Source organism: Streptomyces coelicoflavus, assembly GCF_045041415.1.
Classification (GTDB): Bacteria; Actinomycetota; Actinomycetes; order Streptomycetales; family Streptomycetaceae; genus Streptomyces; species Streptomyces coelicoflavus.
In genome coordinates this window covers 7,067,842-7,083,495 of the sequence record NZ_CP108218.1, presented here as the reverse complement: position 1 = coordinate 7,083,495, position 15,654 = coordinate 7,067,842, and the positions used below count along the sequence as shown (strand labels likewise).

Annotated in this window: 16 protein-coding genes; 10 read left to right on the top strand and 6 right to left on the bottom strand. The window is 73.7% G+C overall.

All coding sequences use genetic code 11. The annotated features are described in order from the left end of the window. Positions 1 to 25: 25 nt before the first annotated feature. The 5 genes from OHA99_RS31855 to mug all read left to right on the top strand — a co-directional run bounded on the left by OHA99_RS31855 (position 26) and on the right by mug (position 5,362). Positions 26 to 1,387: a hemolysin family protein gene (locus OHA99_RS31855; protein WP_405698468.1), complete on the top strand. Its 1,362-nt coding sequence runs from the start codon at positions 26 to 28 to the stop codon at positions 1,385 to 1,387. Further along, a complete protein-coding gene (locus tag OHA99_RS31850) occupies positions 1,384 to 2,397 on the top strand; it encodes a hemolysin family protein (RefSeq protein ID WP_164385583.1) in 1,014 nt (337 codons plus the stop codon). The genes OHA99_RS31855 and OHA99_RS31850 overlap by 4 nt, the downstream gene beginning before the upstream one ends. 97 nt (positions 2,398 to 2,494) lie before the next feature. Further along, complete coding sequence (locus OHA99_RS31845; RefSeq protein ID WP_381502053.1) at positions 2,495 to 3,262, top strand: SGNH/GDSL hydrolase family protein; 768 nt, start codon at positions 2,495 to 2,497, stop codon at positions 3,260 to 3,262. A gap of 100 nt (positions 3,263 to 3,362) precedes the next feature. Then, positions 3,363 to 4,805, top strand: coding sequence for an adenylosuccinate lyase (purB, locus tag OHA99_RS31840; protein WP_381502050.1), 1,443 nt, complete (start codon positions 3,363 to 3,365; stop codon positions 4,803 to 4,805). 44 nt (positions 4,806 to 4,849) lie between these two features. After that, on the top strand, positions 4,850 to 5,362 hold the full coding sequence (gene mug, locus OHA99_RS31835; protein ID WP_405699024.1) for a G/U mismatch-specific DNA glycosylase: 513 nt from the start codon (positions 4,850 to 4,852) through the stop codon (positions 5,360 to 5,362). A gap of 9 nt (positions 5,363 to 5,371) precedes the next feature. Here the strand turns inward: mug and OHA99_RS31830 are convergent, their stop codons facing one another. From OHA99_RS31830 to OHA99_RS31820, 3 genes are all read right to left on the bottom strand, one after another. Continuing rightward, the gene (locus OHA99_RS31830) at positions 5,372 to 5,812 is read right to left on the bottom strand and encodes a hypothetical protein (protein WP_405698467.1); all 441 of its coding nucleotides are present in this window, start codon (positions 5,810 to 5,812) and stop codon (positions 5,372 to 5,374) included. A 66-nt stretch (positions 5,813 to 5,878) separates the two neighbouring features. Continuing rightward, a complete protein-coding gene (locus tag OHA99_RS31825; RefSeq protein WP_381502047.1) occupies positions 5,879 to 6,604 on the bottom strand; it encodes an ABC transporter permease in 726 nt (241 codons plus the stop codon). A gap of 2 nt (positions 6,605 to 6,606) precedes the next feature. Then, positions 6,607 to 7,527 carry an ABC transporter ATP-binding protein gene (locus OHA99_RS31820; RefSeq protein WP_381585358.1) on the bottom strand — a complete coding sequence of 307 codons (921 nt, stop codon included), beginning with the start codon at positions 7,525 to 7,527 and terminating at the stop codon, positions 6,607 to 6,609. A gap of 108 nt (positions 7,528 to 7,635) precedes the next feature. Between OHA99_RS31820 and OHA99_RS31815 the strand changes: the two genes are divergently transcribed. The 3 genes from OHA99_RS31815 (at position 7,636) to OHA99_RS31805 (ending at position 10,734) form a co-directional block, all read left to right on the top strand. Beyond that, entirely contained in the window at positions 7,636 to 8,802 is a 1,167-nt protein-coding gene (locus OHA99_RS31815) for a sensor histidine kinase (RefSeq protein ID WP_153180905.1), read from the top strand. A gap of 14 nt (positions 8,803 to 8,816) precedes the next feature. Next, positions 8,817 to 9,479, top strand: coding sequence for a response regulator transcription factor (locus OHA99_RS31810; RefSeq protein ID WP_153180904.1), 663 nt, complete (start codon positions 8,817 to 8,819; stop codon positions 9,477 to 9,479). A 100-nt stretch (positions 9,480 to 9,579) separates the two neighbouring features. Further along, positions 9,580 to 10,734, top strand: coding sequence for an ROK family transcriptional regulator (locus OHA99_RS31805; RefSeq protein WP_153180903.1), 1,155 nt, complete (start codon positions 9,580 to 9,582; stop codon positions 10,732 to 10,734). Positions 10,735 to 10,991: 257 nt separating this feature from the next. Here the strand turns inward: OHA99_RS31805 and OHA99_RS31800 are convergent, their stop codons facing one another. Further along, positions 10,992 to 11,753 (bottom strand): GntR family transcriptional regulator, encoded by a 762-nt coding sequence (locus tag OHA99_RS31800; RefSeq protein WP_153180902.1) that lies wholly within the window; start codon positions 11,751 to 11,753, stop codon positions 10,992 to 10,994. 187 nt (positions 11,754 to 11,940) lie between these two features. Then, positions 11,941 to 12,828, bottom strand: a complete 888-nt coding sequence (locus OHA99_RS31795) for an RNA polymerase sigma-70 factor (RefSeq protein WP_366473415.1) — start codon at positions 12,826 to 12,828, stop codon at positions 11,941 to 11,943. A 139-nt stretch (positions 12,829 to 12,967) separates the two neighbouring features. Here OHA99_RS31795 and OHA99_RS31790 point away from each other — a divergent pair, with 139 nt between their 5' ends. Continuing rightward, entirely contained in the window at positions 12,968 to 13,846 is an 879-nt protein-coding gene (locus OHA99_RS31790) for an alpha/beta fold hydrolase (protein ID WP_153180900.1), read from the top strand. On the opposite strand, the gene OHA99_RS31785 is transcribed toward OHA99_RS31790, so the two are convergent. Next, positions 13,798 to 14,667 (bottom strand): alpha/beta fold hydrolase, encoded by an 870-nt coding sequence (locus OHA99_RS31785; protein ID WP_153180899.1) that lies wholly within the window; start codon positions 14,665 to 14,667, stop codon positions 13,798 to 13,800. The genes OHA99_RS31790 and OHA99_RS31785 overlap by 49 nt on opposite strands. 322 nt (positions 14,668 to 14,989) lie before the next feature. On the opposite strand from OHA99_RS31785, the gene OHA99_RS31780 reads away from it, so the two are divergent. Then, positions 14,990 to 15,613 carry an HD domain-containing protein gene (locus OHA99_RS31780; RefSeq protein WP_405698466.1) on the top strand — a complete coding sequence of 208 codons (624 nt, stop codon included), beginning with the start codon at positions 14,990 to 14,992 and terminating at the stop codon, positions 15,611 to 15,613. The last annotated feature ends 41 nt before the right edge of the window (positions 15,614 to 15,654 follow it).

Sequence of the window (15,654 nt, the reverse complement as noted above, 5' to 3'; positions counted from 1 at the left end):
CCGATCATGGTTGCGAGGTGACCCGATGACCGAACTGCTCCTGCTGCTGGTGGCGATCCTGCTCTCGCTCGCGTGCGGCGCCTTCGTCGCGGCCGAGTTCTCGCTGACCACCGTCGAACGGGGCGAACTGGAGCGCGCGGCGGAGCGCGGCGAGCGGGGCGCGGCGAGCGCCCTGCAGGGCGTACGGAGCCTGACCTTCCAGCTCTCCGGCGCGCAGCTGGGCATCACCGTCACCAACCTGGTGGTCGGCATGCTTGCCGAGCCGTCGGTCGCGGCGCTGATCTCCGGGCCGCTGGAGGACCTGGGCGTGTCCCGTTCGGCGGCCTCCTCGCTGGCACTGGTGCTGGGCACGGCCCTGTCGACGGTGTTCCTGATGATCGTCGGCGAGCTGGTGCCGAAGAACTGGGCGATCTCCTCGCCGCTGGCCGTGGCCAAGCGGGTGGGCGGCCCGCAACGCTGGTTCAGCGCGGTCTTCCGCCCTTTCATCACCCACCTGAACAACACCGCCAACCGCGTCGTGCGCCGCTTCGGCGTGGAGCCCGCCGAGGAACTGGCGTCCGCGCGCGGGCCGCAGGAGCTGGCGGCGCTCGCCCGGCACTCGGCCAAGGAGGGCGCCCTGGAGGCCGACACCGCCGAGTTGTTCGTGCGCACCCTGAACCTGGCCGACCTGACGGCGCAGCAGGTGATGACCCCGCGGGTCCAGGTCGTGGCCCTGGAGGCGCGGGCGACGTGCGAGGACGTGGCGAACGCGACCCGGGCGACGGGACTGTCCCGGTTCCCCGTCTACCGGGAGTCCCTCGACGCCGTGGTCGGCACGGCACACGTCAAGGACGTCCTCGCGGTGCCCGCGGAGCGGCGGCCCGGGATGCCGGTCGCCGACCTGATGCGCGAGCCGCTCCTGGTCCCCGAGTCACTGACCGTGGACCGGCTCCTGGACCGGCTCTCCGGACGGCGCACGATGGCCGTGGTGATCGACGAGTACGGCGGGACGGCGGGCGTGGCCACGCTGGAGGACATCGTCGAGGAGGTCGTCGGCCAGGTGCGGGACGAGCACGATCCGCACGAGACGCCCGACGTCGACCCGGCCGGTACGGACGAGGAGGGGCACGCGCTGTACTGGGCCGACGGCTCGGCACGCGTGGACCGGCTGGAGCGGCTGGGGCTGCGGGTGCCGGAGGGGCCGTACGAGACGGTCGCGGGGCTGGTCGCGGCCGGTCTCGGGCACATCCCCGCCGTCGGCGACAGCCTCGACGTCTCCGGCTGGCGGCTGGACGTCGTGGACGCCACGGGACGCAGGGCCGCCAGGGTGCTCATGCACGCTCCCCCGACCGACGCGGCCGGCCCGGGCTCCGGTGCCGGGGAGGACGAAGGGGAGGACGGCCGGTGACCGCCGTACAGCTGCTGATCGGTCTGGCGACGCTGGTCGTCAACGCCTTCTTCGTGGGCGCGGAGTTCGCGCTGATCTCGGTGCGCCGCAGTCAGGTGGAGCCGTACGCGGAGGAGGGCGACGCCCGCGCCAAGCGCGTGCTGTGGGGCCTGGAGCACGTGTCGGCGCTGCTGGCGGCGGCGCAGCTCGGCATCACGCTGTGCACGCTGGTCCTCGGCATCGTCGCGGAACCGGCGATCGCGCACCTGCTGGAGCCGGTGTTCCACGCGATGGGCGTGCCGTCGGGCGCCGGGCACGCGGTCTCCTTCGTGATCGCCCTGACGCTGGCGACGTATCTGCACATGCTGCTGGGCGAGATGGTGCCGAAGAACATCGCGCTGGCCGAGCCGGTGCGCAGCGCGCTGGTCCTCGGGCCGCCGCTGGTGGCGCTGTCCCGGGCCCTGCGTCCCGTGATCTTCACGATCAACGCCTTCGCCAACGGGCTGCTCAAGCTGCTCAGGGTCGAGGCGAAGAACGAGGTGGCGGCGACCTTCACGGACGCGGAGCTGGCGGAGATCGTCAAGGACGCCGGCGAGGCGGGGCTGATCGACGACCGGGCCAGGGAGCGGCTGCACGACGCCCTGGAGCTGGGCCGGCGGCCGGTGCGGGACGTGGTGCTGCCGCTGGAGCGCGTCGTCCACGCGCGCGTGGGCATCACCCCGGAGCAGCTGGAGCGGCTGTCGGCGCAGTCGGGGTTCTCCCGTTTCCCGGTGGTGGACGACGGGCGGCGGATCGTCGGCTACCTGCACGTGAAGGACGCCCTGGACACCTCGCCGCGGGACCTGCCGTTCCGGCTGCGGGACATGCGCCCCATCGCCCGGGTGCGCGAGCGCACCCCGCTGGACGACGTGCTCACCGCCATGCGGCGCAGCCGCACGCATCTGGCGGCCGTGCTCGGTTCGGACGGGCGGCTCGCGGGCCTGGTGACCATGGAGGACGTACTGCGGGAGCTGTTCGGGCAGCGGACGTGAGCGGCGACGGCCGACCGGGCACCGACGCTGCTGCCGCTGCCGCTGCCCGAGGGTGACCGACCGGCGGGTATGTGTAGGGGCTACCATTTCGTTCGCCATGCAGACGAATCCCGCGTACACCAGTCTCGTCGCCGTCGGCGACTCCTTCACCGAGGGCATGTCGGACCTGCTGCCCGACGGCTCCTACCGAGGATGGGCCGACCTGCTCGCCGCGCGGATGGCGGCCCGCTCCCCCGGTTTCCGGTACGCCAACCTGGCGGTGCGGGGAAAGCTGATCGAGCAGATCGTCGACGAGCAGGTGGACGTGGCCGCGGCCATGGGAGCCGACGTGATCACGCTGGTCGGCGGGCTCAACGACACGCTGCGGCCCAAGTGCGACATGGCCCGCGTGCGGGACCTGCTGACCCAGGCCGTGGAGCGGCTCGCACCGCACTGCGAGCAGTTGGTGCTGATGCGCAGCCCGGGCCGTCAGGGTCCGGTGCTCGAGCGGTTCCGGCCTCGGATGGAGGCGCTGTTCGCCGTCATCGACGACCTCGCGGAGCGGCACGGCGCCGTGGTCGTCGACCTGTACTCCGCCCGGTCGCTGGCCGATCCGCGGCTGTGGGACGTGGACCGGCTGCACCTGACCGCCGAGGGCCACCGCCGGGTCGCGGAGGCGGTGTGGCAGTCGCTCGGCCACGAGCCGGAGGACCCCGAGTGGCACGCGCCGGTTCCGGCGACGCCGCCGCCGGGCTGGATGGCGCGCAGGACCGCGGACGTCCGGTTCACCCGGCAGCATCTGCTGCCCTGGATAGGCCGCAGGCTGACCGGCCGCTCGTCCGGGGACGGCCTGCCCCCCAAGCGCCCGGACCTGCTGCCCTACTAGGAGTCCGCGCGGTGATCCCCGGCGCCACGGGCGCTTCGTAGGTTCCGACGAACGGCCCCGCGGCGCCGACCTGCACGAATCGCCAGTAGAATCCGTCTACGTGACTTCCGCTCCCGCCAAGCCCCGCATCCCGAACGTCCTCGCCGGACGCTACGCCTCCGTCGAGCTCGCCACGCTCTGGTCGCCCGAGCAGAAGGTGAGGCTCGAGCGGCAGCTCTGGCTCGCCGTGCTGCGGGCCCAGAAGGATCTGGGCATCGAGGTGCCCGACGCCGCGATCGCCGACTACGAGCGCGTCCTCGACCAGGTCGACCTGGCCTCGATCGCCGAGCGCGAGAAGGTCACCCGGCACGACGTGAAGGCACGGATCGAGGAGTTCAACGACCTCGCCGGGCACGAGCACGTGCACAAGGGCATGACCTCCCGCGACCTCACGGAGAACGTCGAGCAGCTCCAGGTCCGGCTCTCCCTCGAGCTGGTCCGGGACCGCTCGGTGGCCGTCCTGGCCCGCCTCGGCAAGCTGGCCGGCGAGTACGGCGAGCTGGTCATGGCCGGCCGCTCCCACAACGTCGCCGCGCAGGCCACGACGCTGGGCAAGCGGTTCGCCACCGCCGCCGACGAGCTGCTCGTGGCGTACGGCCGGGTGGAGGAGCTGCTCGGCCGCTACCCGCTGCGCGGCATCAAGGGTCCGGTCGGCACCGCGCAGGACATGCTGGACCTGCTGGGCGGCGACGCGGGCAAGCTCGCCGAGCTGGAGCAGCGGATCGCCGGGCACCTGGGCTTCTCCGAGGCCTTCACCTCGGTCGGCCAGGTCTACCCGCGCTCCCTGGACTACGAGGTCGTCACCGCCCTGGTGCAGCTGGCGGCGGCGCCCTCGTCGCTGGCCAAGACCGTCCGGCTGATGGCCGGGCACGAGCTGGTCACCGAGGGCTTCAAGCCCGGCCAGGTCGGCTCGTCCGCGATGCCGCACAAGATGAACACCCGCTCCTGCGAGCGCGTCAACGGCCTCATGGTGATCCTGCGCGGCTACGCCTCGATGACCGGCGAGCTGGCGGGCGACCAGTGGAACGAGGGCGACGTGTCCTGCTCGGTGGTGCGCCGGGTCGCGCTCCCCGACGCGTTCTTCGCGCTGGACGGGCTCCTGGAGACGTTCCTGACCGTGCTCGACGAGTTCGGCGCCTTCCCGGCCGTCGTGGCCCGGGAGCTGGACCGCTACCTGCCGTTCCTCGCCACCACCAAGGTGCTGATGGGTGCGGTGCGGGCCGGAGTGGGCCGCGAGGTCGCCCACGAGGCGATCAAGGAGAACGCCGTCGCCTCCGCGCTGGCCATGCGCGAGCAGGGCGCCGAGCGCAACGAGCTCCTCGACAAGCTGGCCGCCGACGAGCGCATCCCGCTGGACCGTGCCGCTCTGGACGCCCTGATGGCCGACAAGCTCTCGTTCACCGGCGCCGCGGCCGACCAGGTCGGTGTCGTCGTCGGCCGGATCGACGCGATCGTCAAGCGGCACCCGGAGGCCGCCGGCTACGCCCCGGGAGCCATCCTCTGACCCGCTTCACCCGGGCCGAGCTGGAGGCCGCCCGCGACCGTCTGCTGCCGGACGTCGTCGCGGACGGCCTCCACGTGCTGTTCTGCGGCATCAACCCGGGCCTGCTGTCGGCGGCGACGGGCCACCACTTCGCCCGTCCCGGCAACCGCTTCTGGCCGGTCCTGCACCTGTCGGGTTTCACCCCCCGGCTGCTGAAGCCCTCGGAGCAGGACGAGCTCCCGTCGTACGGGCTCGGCATCACGAACGTCGTGGCGCGGGCCAGTGCGCGGGCGGACGAGCTGACCGCCGAGGAGTACCGGGAGGGCGGGCGGCTGCTGGTCGCCAAGGTGGCGCGGCTGCGGCCCCGTTGGCTGGCCGTGGTCGGTGTCACCGCGTACCGGACCGCCTTCGACGAGCGGAAGGCGCGAGTGGGGCCGCAGGAGCGGACGTTCGGCGGCACGCGGGTGTGGGTGCTGCCCAACCCGAGCGGGCTCAACGCGCACTGGACGGCGCGGACGATGGCGGAGGAGTTCGCCCGGCTGCGGGTCGCGGCGGAAACGCGGCCGTCCCAGGCGTAGGCCGGGTGGTCACGGTGGCGCCTCCTCGGTGACGACCGCGAGCAGCCGCACCTCGTCCGCCGCGTCCCGGTCGGCGACGGCCAGCGCGACCCAGCGGCCGGTGCCCTCCGCCTCCCAGAGGTACGCCACGCGCGCGTGGGCGCTCAGGCCGGCCCACGGCTCGGGTATCTCCTCCCGCTCGGTGCGCAGCAGGACCGTCCGCAGGTTCCAGGGGGCCGTCTCGCCCCAGCGCGGGGCGAGCCGTTCGTAGAGGGCGTCCCGCTCCTTCTCGTACTGCTCCACCGTCGCCGCCCGTTCCGCCGGGTCGCTCTCGCGCAGGCCGTGACTGCTCTCCAGCACGACCGTGAAGCGCCCGGGATCCGCGGCGCCCTCGTCCGACGGGCCGTGCTCCGCCGGGAAGGGCCGGAAGCACAGCTCGCCGATGAGGGCGAGGTGCCGCGCGATGTCCATGTGTCCAGTAAACCCGCCGCCACTGACAATTGGCGGGCCGTCAGCCCGGCCACCGCTTTCCCGTGGTCAGGCGTCCCGGCGGCGCAGCCGCCAGAATCCGGCGAGGAGCGCGGCCGCCGTCCAGGCCGCGGTCACCGCGAGCCCGCTCCACGGCCCCAGGGTCCCCTCGTACGCCTGGTACAGGACGATCTGCCCGGCCTTGTCCGGCAGGAAGTCGGCGACGGTGCCCGCGGCGTCCCCGACGACGAAGGAGACGATCAGGATGAACGGGATCAGGGTGGACAGCGTGGCGACGCCACTGCGGAACAGGGTGGTCAGGCCGGCCGCGAAGAGGGCCATGAGCATGAGGTAGATCCCGCAGCCCACGACGCCCCGGACCTGCTCCCCGGCGGTGAGCCCGTCCGCCGCCGCGCCGAGGCCCGCGCGAGCGGCGAGCAGGGCGGCCGACGCGGTGAGCAGCCCCACCCCGAGCACCGGGACGGCGACGACCGCCAGCTTCGCCGCGAACCACCGCCCCCGCTGCGGAACCGCGGCCAGGGTGAGCCGGATCCCGTTGCCCTGGTACTCGCTCGAGACGACGACGGCGCCGAAGGCGACGGCCGCGATCTGGCCGGGCATGACCCCGGACAGGGCCATGAACAATGGGTCGAAGTCCGGGTCGGAGGTGTCGGACACCCCCGCCAGCGCGGAGAACGCGGTGGTGGCGGCGAACAGGGCCAGCAGGGTGCCGCACAGCGAACGCAGGGTGAGCACCTTGAGCGCCTCCGAGCGGAGGACGGGCGTGAGGTTCATGGTCAGGCCTCCTGGGACTGTGCGGTGAACTCGGTCTCCGTGGCGGTCAGGTCGAGGTAGGCCTGTTCCAGCGTGCCTTCGTCGGCGGCCAGTTCGAGGACGGGCACGCCCGCGCCGGACACGATCCGGCCGACGTCGTCCACGCGTGCGTGGTGCACGGTCCAGTACCCGTCCTCGTGCTCCACGGCGTCGTGGCCGTGCCGGGCGAGCGCGGCCTTCAGAGCGGTCGCGTCCGGCGTCCGGACGCGGACCCGCGGCCGCACGCGCGCGTCGATGAACTCCCGCATCGGCGTGTCGGCGAGCAGGCGGCCCCGGCCGAGGACGACCAGGTGGTCGGCGAAGGACGCGGTCTCGTTCATCAGGTGGCTGGAGACCAGGACCGTGCGCCCCTCGGCCGCGAGGCGGCGCAGCAGTCCGCGGATCCAGATGATGCCCTCGGGGTCCAGCCCGTTGGACGGCTCGTCCAGCATCACCACCCCGGGATCGCCCAGCAGCGCGGCGGCGATGCCCAGCCGCTGGCGCATGCCCAGGGAGTACGTCTTCACCCGGCGGCGGGCCACGGACGCGATGCCGGTCTCCTCCAGCACCTCGTCGATCCGTCGCGCGGGGACGCGGTTGCTCGCGGCCAGGACGCGGAGGTGGTCCCGCGCGGTGCGCGAGCCGTGGGCGGCGTGCGCGTCGAGCAGGGCGCCGACGTGCCGCAGCGGCTCCTGGAGGGCGGTGTAGGGGCGTCCGCCGACGGTCGCGGTCCCCGAGGTGGGCCGGTCCAGGCCCAGGACGAGCCGCATGGTGGTGGACTTGCCGGCGCCGTTCGGGCCGAGGAAGCCGGTGACGCGGCCGGGGCGCACGGTGCAGGTGAGGTCGTCGACGGCTCGTCGGGTGCCGTACTCCTTGGTGAGGCTCTGGACGTCGATGCTGGTCATGGCAGCAGCGTGCCGGTCGGTGCGGGGGCGGGGCCTCCCCCACCGGTGGAGAGCCGCTCCCCCGTGCGGGGGAGGCCGGGTGTCGGTGGCGGCTGGGAGGATGGGCGAATGGTCCGCTTGCTGCGCCCGTTCGGCCGGGCGGTGACGTACACACGATGGCTGCATCTCTTCATGGCCGTGGTGTGGCCCGCCATGTGGATCTTCGTCGACGAGGCGTGGGCGTTCGCGTCGGTGCTGCCGCTGGCGGTCGCCGGGCTGGTGCCCGGGATGCGGGTGGTCGAGGGTGTGCAGGCCAGGCTGCTGCTGACCGGCCACCGCCCGGACGACGCGACCATGGACATCGTCGTCGCGCCCTCCGCGACCTGGGCCGACCGTGCCCGCACGGTCGTGTGGCTGGAGGCCCGCCTGGTCCTCGGCTCCTGCGTCGCGATGCTCAGCGTCCAGCTGCCCGTCCTCGCCGTCGACCTGGTGAACGCGGCGCGGGGCGGACGGCAGGGGGACGGCTCGTACGTCCGCCTCGCGGGCGACCACTGGTGGTACGGCCTGCTCTCGCCGCTGCCGCTGCTGCTGCTCGCCGCCGTCGTGGTGGGCTCGGGGGAGCTCATCACCCGGCTCGCCCTGCGTCTCCTCGGCCCGTCCGCCGCCGAACGGCTCGGCGCCCTCGAGGAACGCACCGAGCAGCTCCTGGAACGCAACCGCATCGCCCGCGAGTTGCACGACTCCATCGGTCACGCGCTGACCGTCGCCGTCGTCCAGGCGGGTGCCGCGCGCGCGGCGAACAGCGCCGAGTTCACCGACCGGGCCCTGACCGCGATCGAGGAGACGGGGAGGGCCGCCCTGGAGGACCTCGAGCGGGTGCTCGGCGTGCTGCGCGAGGCGGAGCGGCCGGCGAGCTCCAGACCGACGCTCACGGACGCCGGCCGGCTGCTCGCATCCGCGCGCGCCTCCGGGGCCGAGGTCGGCGCGGAGTTCACGGGACCTCTGGAGACGGTGCCGGGTGCCGTCTCCCGTGAGGGCTACCGCATCCTCCAGGAGGCGCTGACCAACGTGCTGCGGCACGCGGGCGAGGTACCGGCCCTGGTCCACGTCGCGGTGGCGGACGGAGCGCTCACCCTCGACGTGCGCAATCCGCTGCCGGACGACCGGGCCGCTCCCGGCCGCGGGAGCGGGCTGCGCGGCATCCGGGAGCGGGCCGCGCTGCTGGGCGGCCGGGCGCACACCGGGCCGGACGGCGCCGGCGACTGGCAGGTGCGTGTCGAGCTGCCGTTGGGCTGATCTACGCTGGCCGGATGCCGGTCAGAGTGCTCCTCGTGGACGACGAACCCCTGGTGCGTGCCGGTCTGCGGGCCGTGCTGGAGGCGCAGCCGGACATCGAGGTGGTCGGGGAGGCGGCCGACGGGGCGGCGGTCGTTCCGCTGGTGCGGCAGGTGCGGCCGGACGTGGTCGCCATGGACGTCCGGATGCCTCTCCTCGACGGCATCGAGGCCACGCGCGCGCTGCTGCGCACGGTGGCCGACCCGCCGAGGATCCTGGTGGTGACGACCTTCGAGAACGACGAGTACGTGTACGAGGCGCTGCGCGCCGGCGCGGACGGGTTCCTGCTCAAGCGCGCCCGCCCGGCCGAGATCGTGCACGCGGTACGGCTGATCGCCGAGGGCGAGTCCCTGCTGTTCCCCGCCTCGGTGCGGCAGCTGGCCGCCGAGTACGGCGACGGCGGCGGCAACCGGGCGGCCCGCGCCCTGTTGGAGCGGGCCCGGCTGACCGAGCGGGAGGGCGAGGTGCTGCGGCTGATGGCGCGGGGGCTGTCGAACGCGGAGATCGCCGCGCGGCTGGTCGTCGGCACGGAGACGGTGAAGTCGCACGTGAGCGCCGTACTGGCGAAGCTGGGGGCGCGGGACCGCACCCAGGCGGTGATCACGGCGTACGAGTCGGGATTCGTGGCGCCCGGGTGAGCGACGGCCGCGCGCCGGGCGGGGGCGGGCCGGAGCTCGCCGGGGGTCGGCGGGCCGAGTACCATCCGGCCAACACGCGCACTAGCTGGGAGGACGGACCTTGGCAGGCCTGACCGGCGGGGATCCGTCGCTGTTGCGGAGGATCAACTCCGCTGTGGTGCTGCACGCGTTGCGTGCGACGGACTCCGCGACGCTGACCGAGATCACCCGGGTGACGGGGCTGTCCCGGCCCACCGTCGAGGGCGTCGTGGAGGGGCTGATCGAGGCCGGTCTGGTCGTGGAGGCGGCCGCCGACGGGGGTGCGGCCCGGCGGCAGGGACGGCCCGCGCGGCGGTTCCGGTTCCGGGCGGAGGCCGGGCATCTGCTGGGCCTGGAGATCGGCCCGCACCGCGTCGCCGCGCTCCTGTCCGACCTGGACGGCCGGGTGATCGGCGCCCAGGCCAAGGACGTGGACGAGAACGCGTCGGCCGACGAGCGGCTGGAGCGGCTGCGCACGGCCGTCGCCGAGCTGCTGCGCCGGGCCGGTGTGGCGCGCGGCTCGCTGCGGGCGGTCGGCGCCGCCACCCCCGGCATCGTCGAGGCGGACGGCACGGTCCGGCTGGGCACGGCGCTGCCGGGGTGGACGGGGCTGGGTCTCGGCGAGCGGCTCAGCCGTTCCTTCAAGTGCCCGGTGCTGGTGGAGAACGACGCGAACGCGGCGGCGGTCGCCGAGCACTGGAAGGGCTCCGCCACCGAGTGCGAGGACATCGTGTTCGTGCTGGCCGGGCTCAGTCCGGGGGCCGGGGCGCTGATCGGCGGACGGCTGCACCGTGGATACGGCGGGGCGGCCGGGGAGATCGGGGCGCTGCATCTGCTGGGCCGGGACGTGACGCCGGAGACGCTGCTGTCGACCACGGACCAGCCGCTGCACCCGCTGGACGAGCAGGCCGTCGCCAAGGTCTTCGCCGAGGCCCGGGGCGGCGACGAGCGGGCTCGCGCGGCCGTCGAGCGTTTCATCCAGCGGCTGGTGCACGACGTGGCGGCGCTGGCGCTGGCGCTCGATCCCGAGATGGTCGTCATCGGCGGCTGGGCGGCCGGCCTCGACGGCGTACTGGACCCGTTGCGGCGGGAGCTGGCCCGCTACTGCCTGCGTCCGCCGCGGGTGGCCCTGTCGCTGCTCGGGGAGGCCGCCGTGGCCACGGGTGCGCTGCGGCTGGCCCTCGATCATGTGGAGGAGCAGTTGTTCGCGGTCGAGGGAGCGACGGCCCGCCGCTGACCCCGGCGAACGTCGCACCGACGGCGGTCCGCCCCGCCGGGGTCCGCCCGGCCGCGTCCCGGTACACGCCTGCGCCGGGACGCCGGCGGCCGGGTGAGACCGCGCAGCCTCGAGCGTGCCCCGGGCCGGTCGGGCCGGGCAGGTCCGGCAGAGCCCCGGCAGCCGGGCGCGCATCCGCGGGCGTGGGCCCGGGCCGTCCGGTTGTTGTGGTGGAAAGGCCGGGGTCCGGCTGCGGACGGTGGGGCGGGCAGGGTCGGTCAGGAGGCCTGGGTCTGGGGGCCGTGGTGGATCTCCACGTCGCCCGAGTCGCCGAACGTCAGCCGGCAGGTGTCCGCGCGGTAGGTGGCGACGGAGAGCGCGGCGGTGCGGCCCTCGGCGAGGTAGCGGGTGGTGACCACGAGGACGGGCGCGCCCGGGAGGCGGTCCAGTTCCTTCGCGTCGTCCGCGCCGGCCGAGCCCAGTTCGACGGCGCTCTCCCGCCGCTCCAGTGCCCCGCGCTGAAGTTCGCGCAGCACGGCACGCGCGCGTGCGGTGCCCGAGGGCGCGTCGATGGCGGGGAGGCCGGGCACCGAGGACGGCGGCACGTACAGCAGTTCCGCGGCGACGGGCTGGCCGTGGCTCACTCGGGAGCGGCGGACGGTGTGGACGGGCTCGTCGCGTCCGGTCCCCAGGGCGTCGGCCACGGCCGCGGGAGGTGCCGCCAGAACGCAGTCGGCCGGTTGCCAGGCGTCGTCGGCCGTGCCGGGCCAGGCGTGTTCCCGGGTGTCGACGGCCACGCCGACGCGCGGCGGGGCCACGGTCGTACCGACGCCGCGGCGGCGTTGCAGCCGGCCCTCCAGCTCCAGCTGTTCCAGGGCCTGGCGGAGGGTCGCGCGGGCGACGCCGAAGCGGGCGGCCAGGTCGCGTTCGTTGGGCAGGATCTCGCCCACCTCGAACTCCGAGTCCAGGGCCTCGGTGAGCACCGTCCTGAGGTGCCAGTACTTCGGCTCCGGCACCGATTCCAACTGCGTGGTCCCCACCCTGTCCTCCGCAATCGCCATGGTCCGGCGGCGTTTTGACGCCCTTGTTTATTAAAGGTTGTTGCAGTTCTCTGCGACCATAAAACGCCCCATCCCCTTGGTCAAGACCAATCCCGCGACAGGTGGGCCCCAGCCCCCGTCGCGGAACGGGGGCCGGGGCCGTGAGGCGGGCGGAGGGGCGGCGGGCCTAGGGGGCGTCGGCCAGGGCGGTCAGCTTGTCCGGGTTCCGCACGATGTAGACCGCTTGGATACGCCCGTCGGCGACATCCACCTGCACGACGGAGTCGGGCTTGCCCCCGGAGCGGACCAGGACGGCCGGGCCGCCGTTGAGTTCCAGGAAGTGGAAGGTGACGTCGGGGATGCCCTGCCGGGCGACGCCGAGCAGGAAGCGCCCGACCTTGTCGGAGCTCTCCAGCACACGCAGCGGCGCCTTGGAGCGGCCTCCACTGTCGCCCACGAGCCGGACGTCCGGCGCGAGCGTGGCCAGCAGGCCGGCCAGGTCGCCCTCGACCGCGGCGGCGAGGAATCGCTCGGTGAGGTCGCGGCGCTGCGCCGGGTCGACGTCGTAGCGGGGCCGCCGCTCCTCGACGTGCTTGCGGGCGCGTCCGGCGAGCTGGCGCACCGCGGCCTCGCCGCGCTCCAGCATGGCGGCGATCTCCGCGTACGGGTAGCCGAACGCCTCCCTGAGGACGAACACCGCCCGCTCCAGCGGGGAGAGCGACTCCAGGACGACGAGGACGGCGAGGGAGACCGAGTCGGCGAGGACCGCCCGCTCGGCGGTGTCCGGCACGGCGTCCCCGAAGTCGGTGACACAGGGCTCGGGCAGCCACGGGCCGACATACGTCTCGCCGCGCGCCTTGACCTGGCGCAGCCGGTCGACGGCGAGGCGGGTGGTGACACGCACCAGGTAGGCCCGGGGCTCGCGCACGGCGGCCCGGTCGGCGCGGGACCAGCGCAGCCACGTCTCCTGGACGACGTCCTCCGCGTCGGCCAGGCGGCCCAGCATGCGGTAGGCGACGCCCAGGAGGACAGGCCGGTGCTCTTCGAAGACGTCGGTCGCGGTGTCGGTGGTCACCGCTCCATCCCACCGGACGCGTCCGGTGGTGTCCAGGCGGAATCGCCCCGGCCCGGCACCGGGGCTACCCGTCGGTAGCTCCTACTGACAAGCTGTCTACCCGACGTCGCCCCATTACGTGTTCCCGACAAGGAGTCCCATGTCCGCGACACTCACCTTCACGGCCCCCACCGGGCACGGCCCGCAGGACATCACCCTGGCCTACGACCGGGTGGGCACCGGCGAGCCGTTGCTCCTGCTGCACGGCATCGGTCACCACCGGCAGGCCTGGGACCCGGTGGTCGACATCCTCGCCACCGAGCGCGAGGTGATCGCCGTGGACCTGCCGGGCTTCGGGGAGTCGTCCGCGCTGCCGCACGGGCTGCCGCACGACCTGTCGACGACGAACGCGGTGCTCGGCGCCTTCTGCGCGGCGCTGGGTCTCGACCGTCCGCACGTGGCGGGCAACTCGCTGGGCGGCCTGCTGGCGCTGGAGCTGGGCCGGCGGAACCTGGTGCGCTCGGTGACGGCACTGTCCCCCGCCGGTTTCTGGACGCAGGCCGAGCGCCGCTACGCCTTCGGTCTCCTGACGGGCATGCGCCGCACCGCACGCGCCCTGCCGCTCCCCCTGGTCGAGCGGCTGTCCCGCACGGCCGCCGGCCGTACCGCGCTGACCAGCACGATCTACGCCCGTCCCGGCCGGCGCTCCCCCGAGGCCGTGGTCGCCGAGACCCTCGCCCTCGCGCATGCCGAGGGGTTCACCGAGACGCTGCGGGCCGGCCGGAGCGTGCTGTTCACCGATGACGTGCCGGGCATCCCGGTCACCGTGGCGTGGGGCGGCCGGGACCGGCTGCTCCTGCCCCGCCAGGGCATACGCGCCAAGCGCACCGTCCCGCACGCCCGGCTGGTGCGGCTGCCCGGCTGCGGCCACGTCCCCATGAACGACGACCCGGCACTGGTGGCCCGCGTCGTCCTGGACGGCAGCCGCGCTCAGGAGGCGAGCGCGGCGAGGACCTCCTTCAGCACGGTCGCGTTGTAGGGCATGCTCACGTGCGGGGTGTGGTCGTCCGGGTCGATGTCCTGGAGGACGATGTTGTTGACGTAGCGCCCCGCCGTCTGCTCCAGGGCGCACGAGGTGTACGGGGTGACCACGTCGTCGTACCGGGTGGCGATGACGGTGTGGCGGACGCCCTCGGTCGTCTCGCCGAGGTCGGCCAGCTCCCGCTGGAAGGGGTGGTCGTGCTGGAGCTGCGGCCAGGCCGGCACGATCTCGCCGACGGCGCCCTGTTCGAGCACTTCCACGGCGCCCGGGATCTGGCGGGCCAGGTTCATCAGGCCCTGGGCGGTGACGCCGTGGTTGCTGGGTGAGATGCCGACGAAGTTGTGCACCTTGGGCCCGCCGCCCAGCGCGTTGAGGAAGTAGCGGGGCATCATGCCGCCCTGCGAGAAACCGACGAGGTCGACCTTCTGGGCACCGGTGCGGCGGAGTACCTCGTCGACGAATTCGGCGAGCTGCCGCGCGGAGTGCTTGATGTCGCCGAGTCCGAAGATCACCGGGTTGCCGTGCTGGCCGTAGTCGAGCCGGAAGACCCGGTGCCCGTGTTCGCGCAGCAGGGGCGTCGCGGTGTTCCACGTGTAGCCGCGATTGCCGAAGGTGCCGTGCACCAGCACCACCGGACGCGGATGCTCCTCGCTCGGCGGCGCGTTCCAGTCGTCCTCTCCCGCCTGTACGTCGACGGTGGCGATGACCTGCGCGCCGCCGGCCTCGGCGATCGCGCCCAGGCGGTGCGGAGCCTCGGTGACGTCCGTGACGACGTCGTCCGAATTGATGCCGGGAAGGCGAGGGTTGAGGAAACTCACGGTGTTCTCCCTTTCGTCGGGGAATGCGGTTGAGGTGGAGCGGACTTCTCAGTCTCACGTCCATCGAATTCCACAACGATCCCTCGACCGGGGGAAAGAATTCATTCCATGGAGTAAATAGGGTTCACGTTTTCGAATCGTGCGCATTGAGGGTCCGGAACGTGCGCCGCGGTGGACGTCGCGCCCACCACGCGCCGTCGGCCCCACGTCAACACGCGGACGGGGACGAACCGTTGTGAAGCGGGGGTCGGGGTGCGGCCCGAGCGTAAAGACAGGTGAGACGGACACCGCCAATGAGGTCGCAGGGCAAGGGGGTTGGGTCATGGCCGCAGGTCCCGATGTTCCGGAGGTGCCGGAGGTGCCGGAGGTGCCGGACGCGTGGCAGCCCCTGCTCGGGCGGCCGGCCCTGGCCGAGCTGATCGGACATCCCCTCGCGGGCGCCGCTCTGTCGGAGATGCGCCGGCTGCTGCCTCCGCACGTCGCCCTGCACTCCCTGCGGACGTTCCTGCTGGCCGACGCCCTGGCGCGCACCAACGGGACGGCCTACGACCGGGTGGGGCTGCTGGCCGCCGCGGCGTTCCACGACGCCGGGCTGGTGGGGCGCTCACGGCTGGGCCGCGGTGGCTTCCCGTGCCGCTCCGCCCAGTTGCTCGACGCGTTCCTGGCCGGGCACGAAGTCGGCATGGGGCGGCGCACCGCTCTGACGCGTGCGGTGCGCGACCACATGCGGCCGTTTCCCGCGCGCGACGCCGGACCCGAGGCGCGGCTGCTGCACTTCGGTGCGTGGCTGGACGTCACGGGGCGCGGGGAGCGCCATGTTCCGGGCGACCGCGCCCGGTTGACCGCCGTGGCGCCCACTCCCTGGTTCGCCGTGTCCTTCTCCGCCCGGGTGGTGGCCTGCGGGCTGCGCCGGGTGCTGCCGGGTCCTCCCGTCACCCGCCGGTGACCGGGCGGACCGGCAACTCGTCCTTCCCGTTGCGAAAGGAA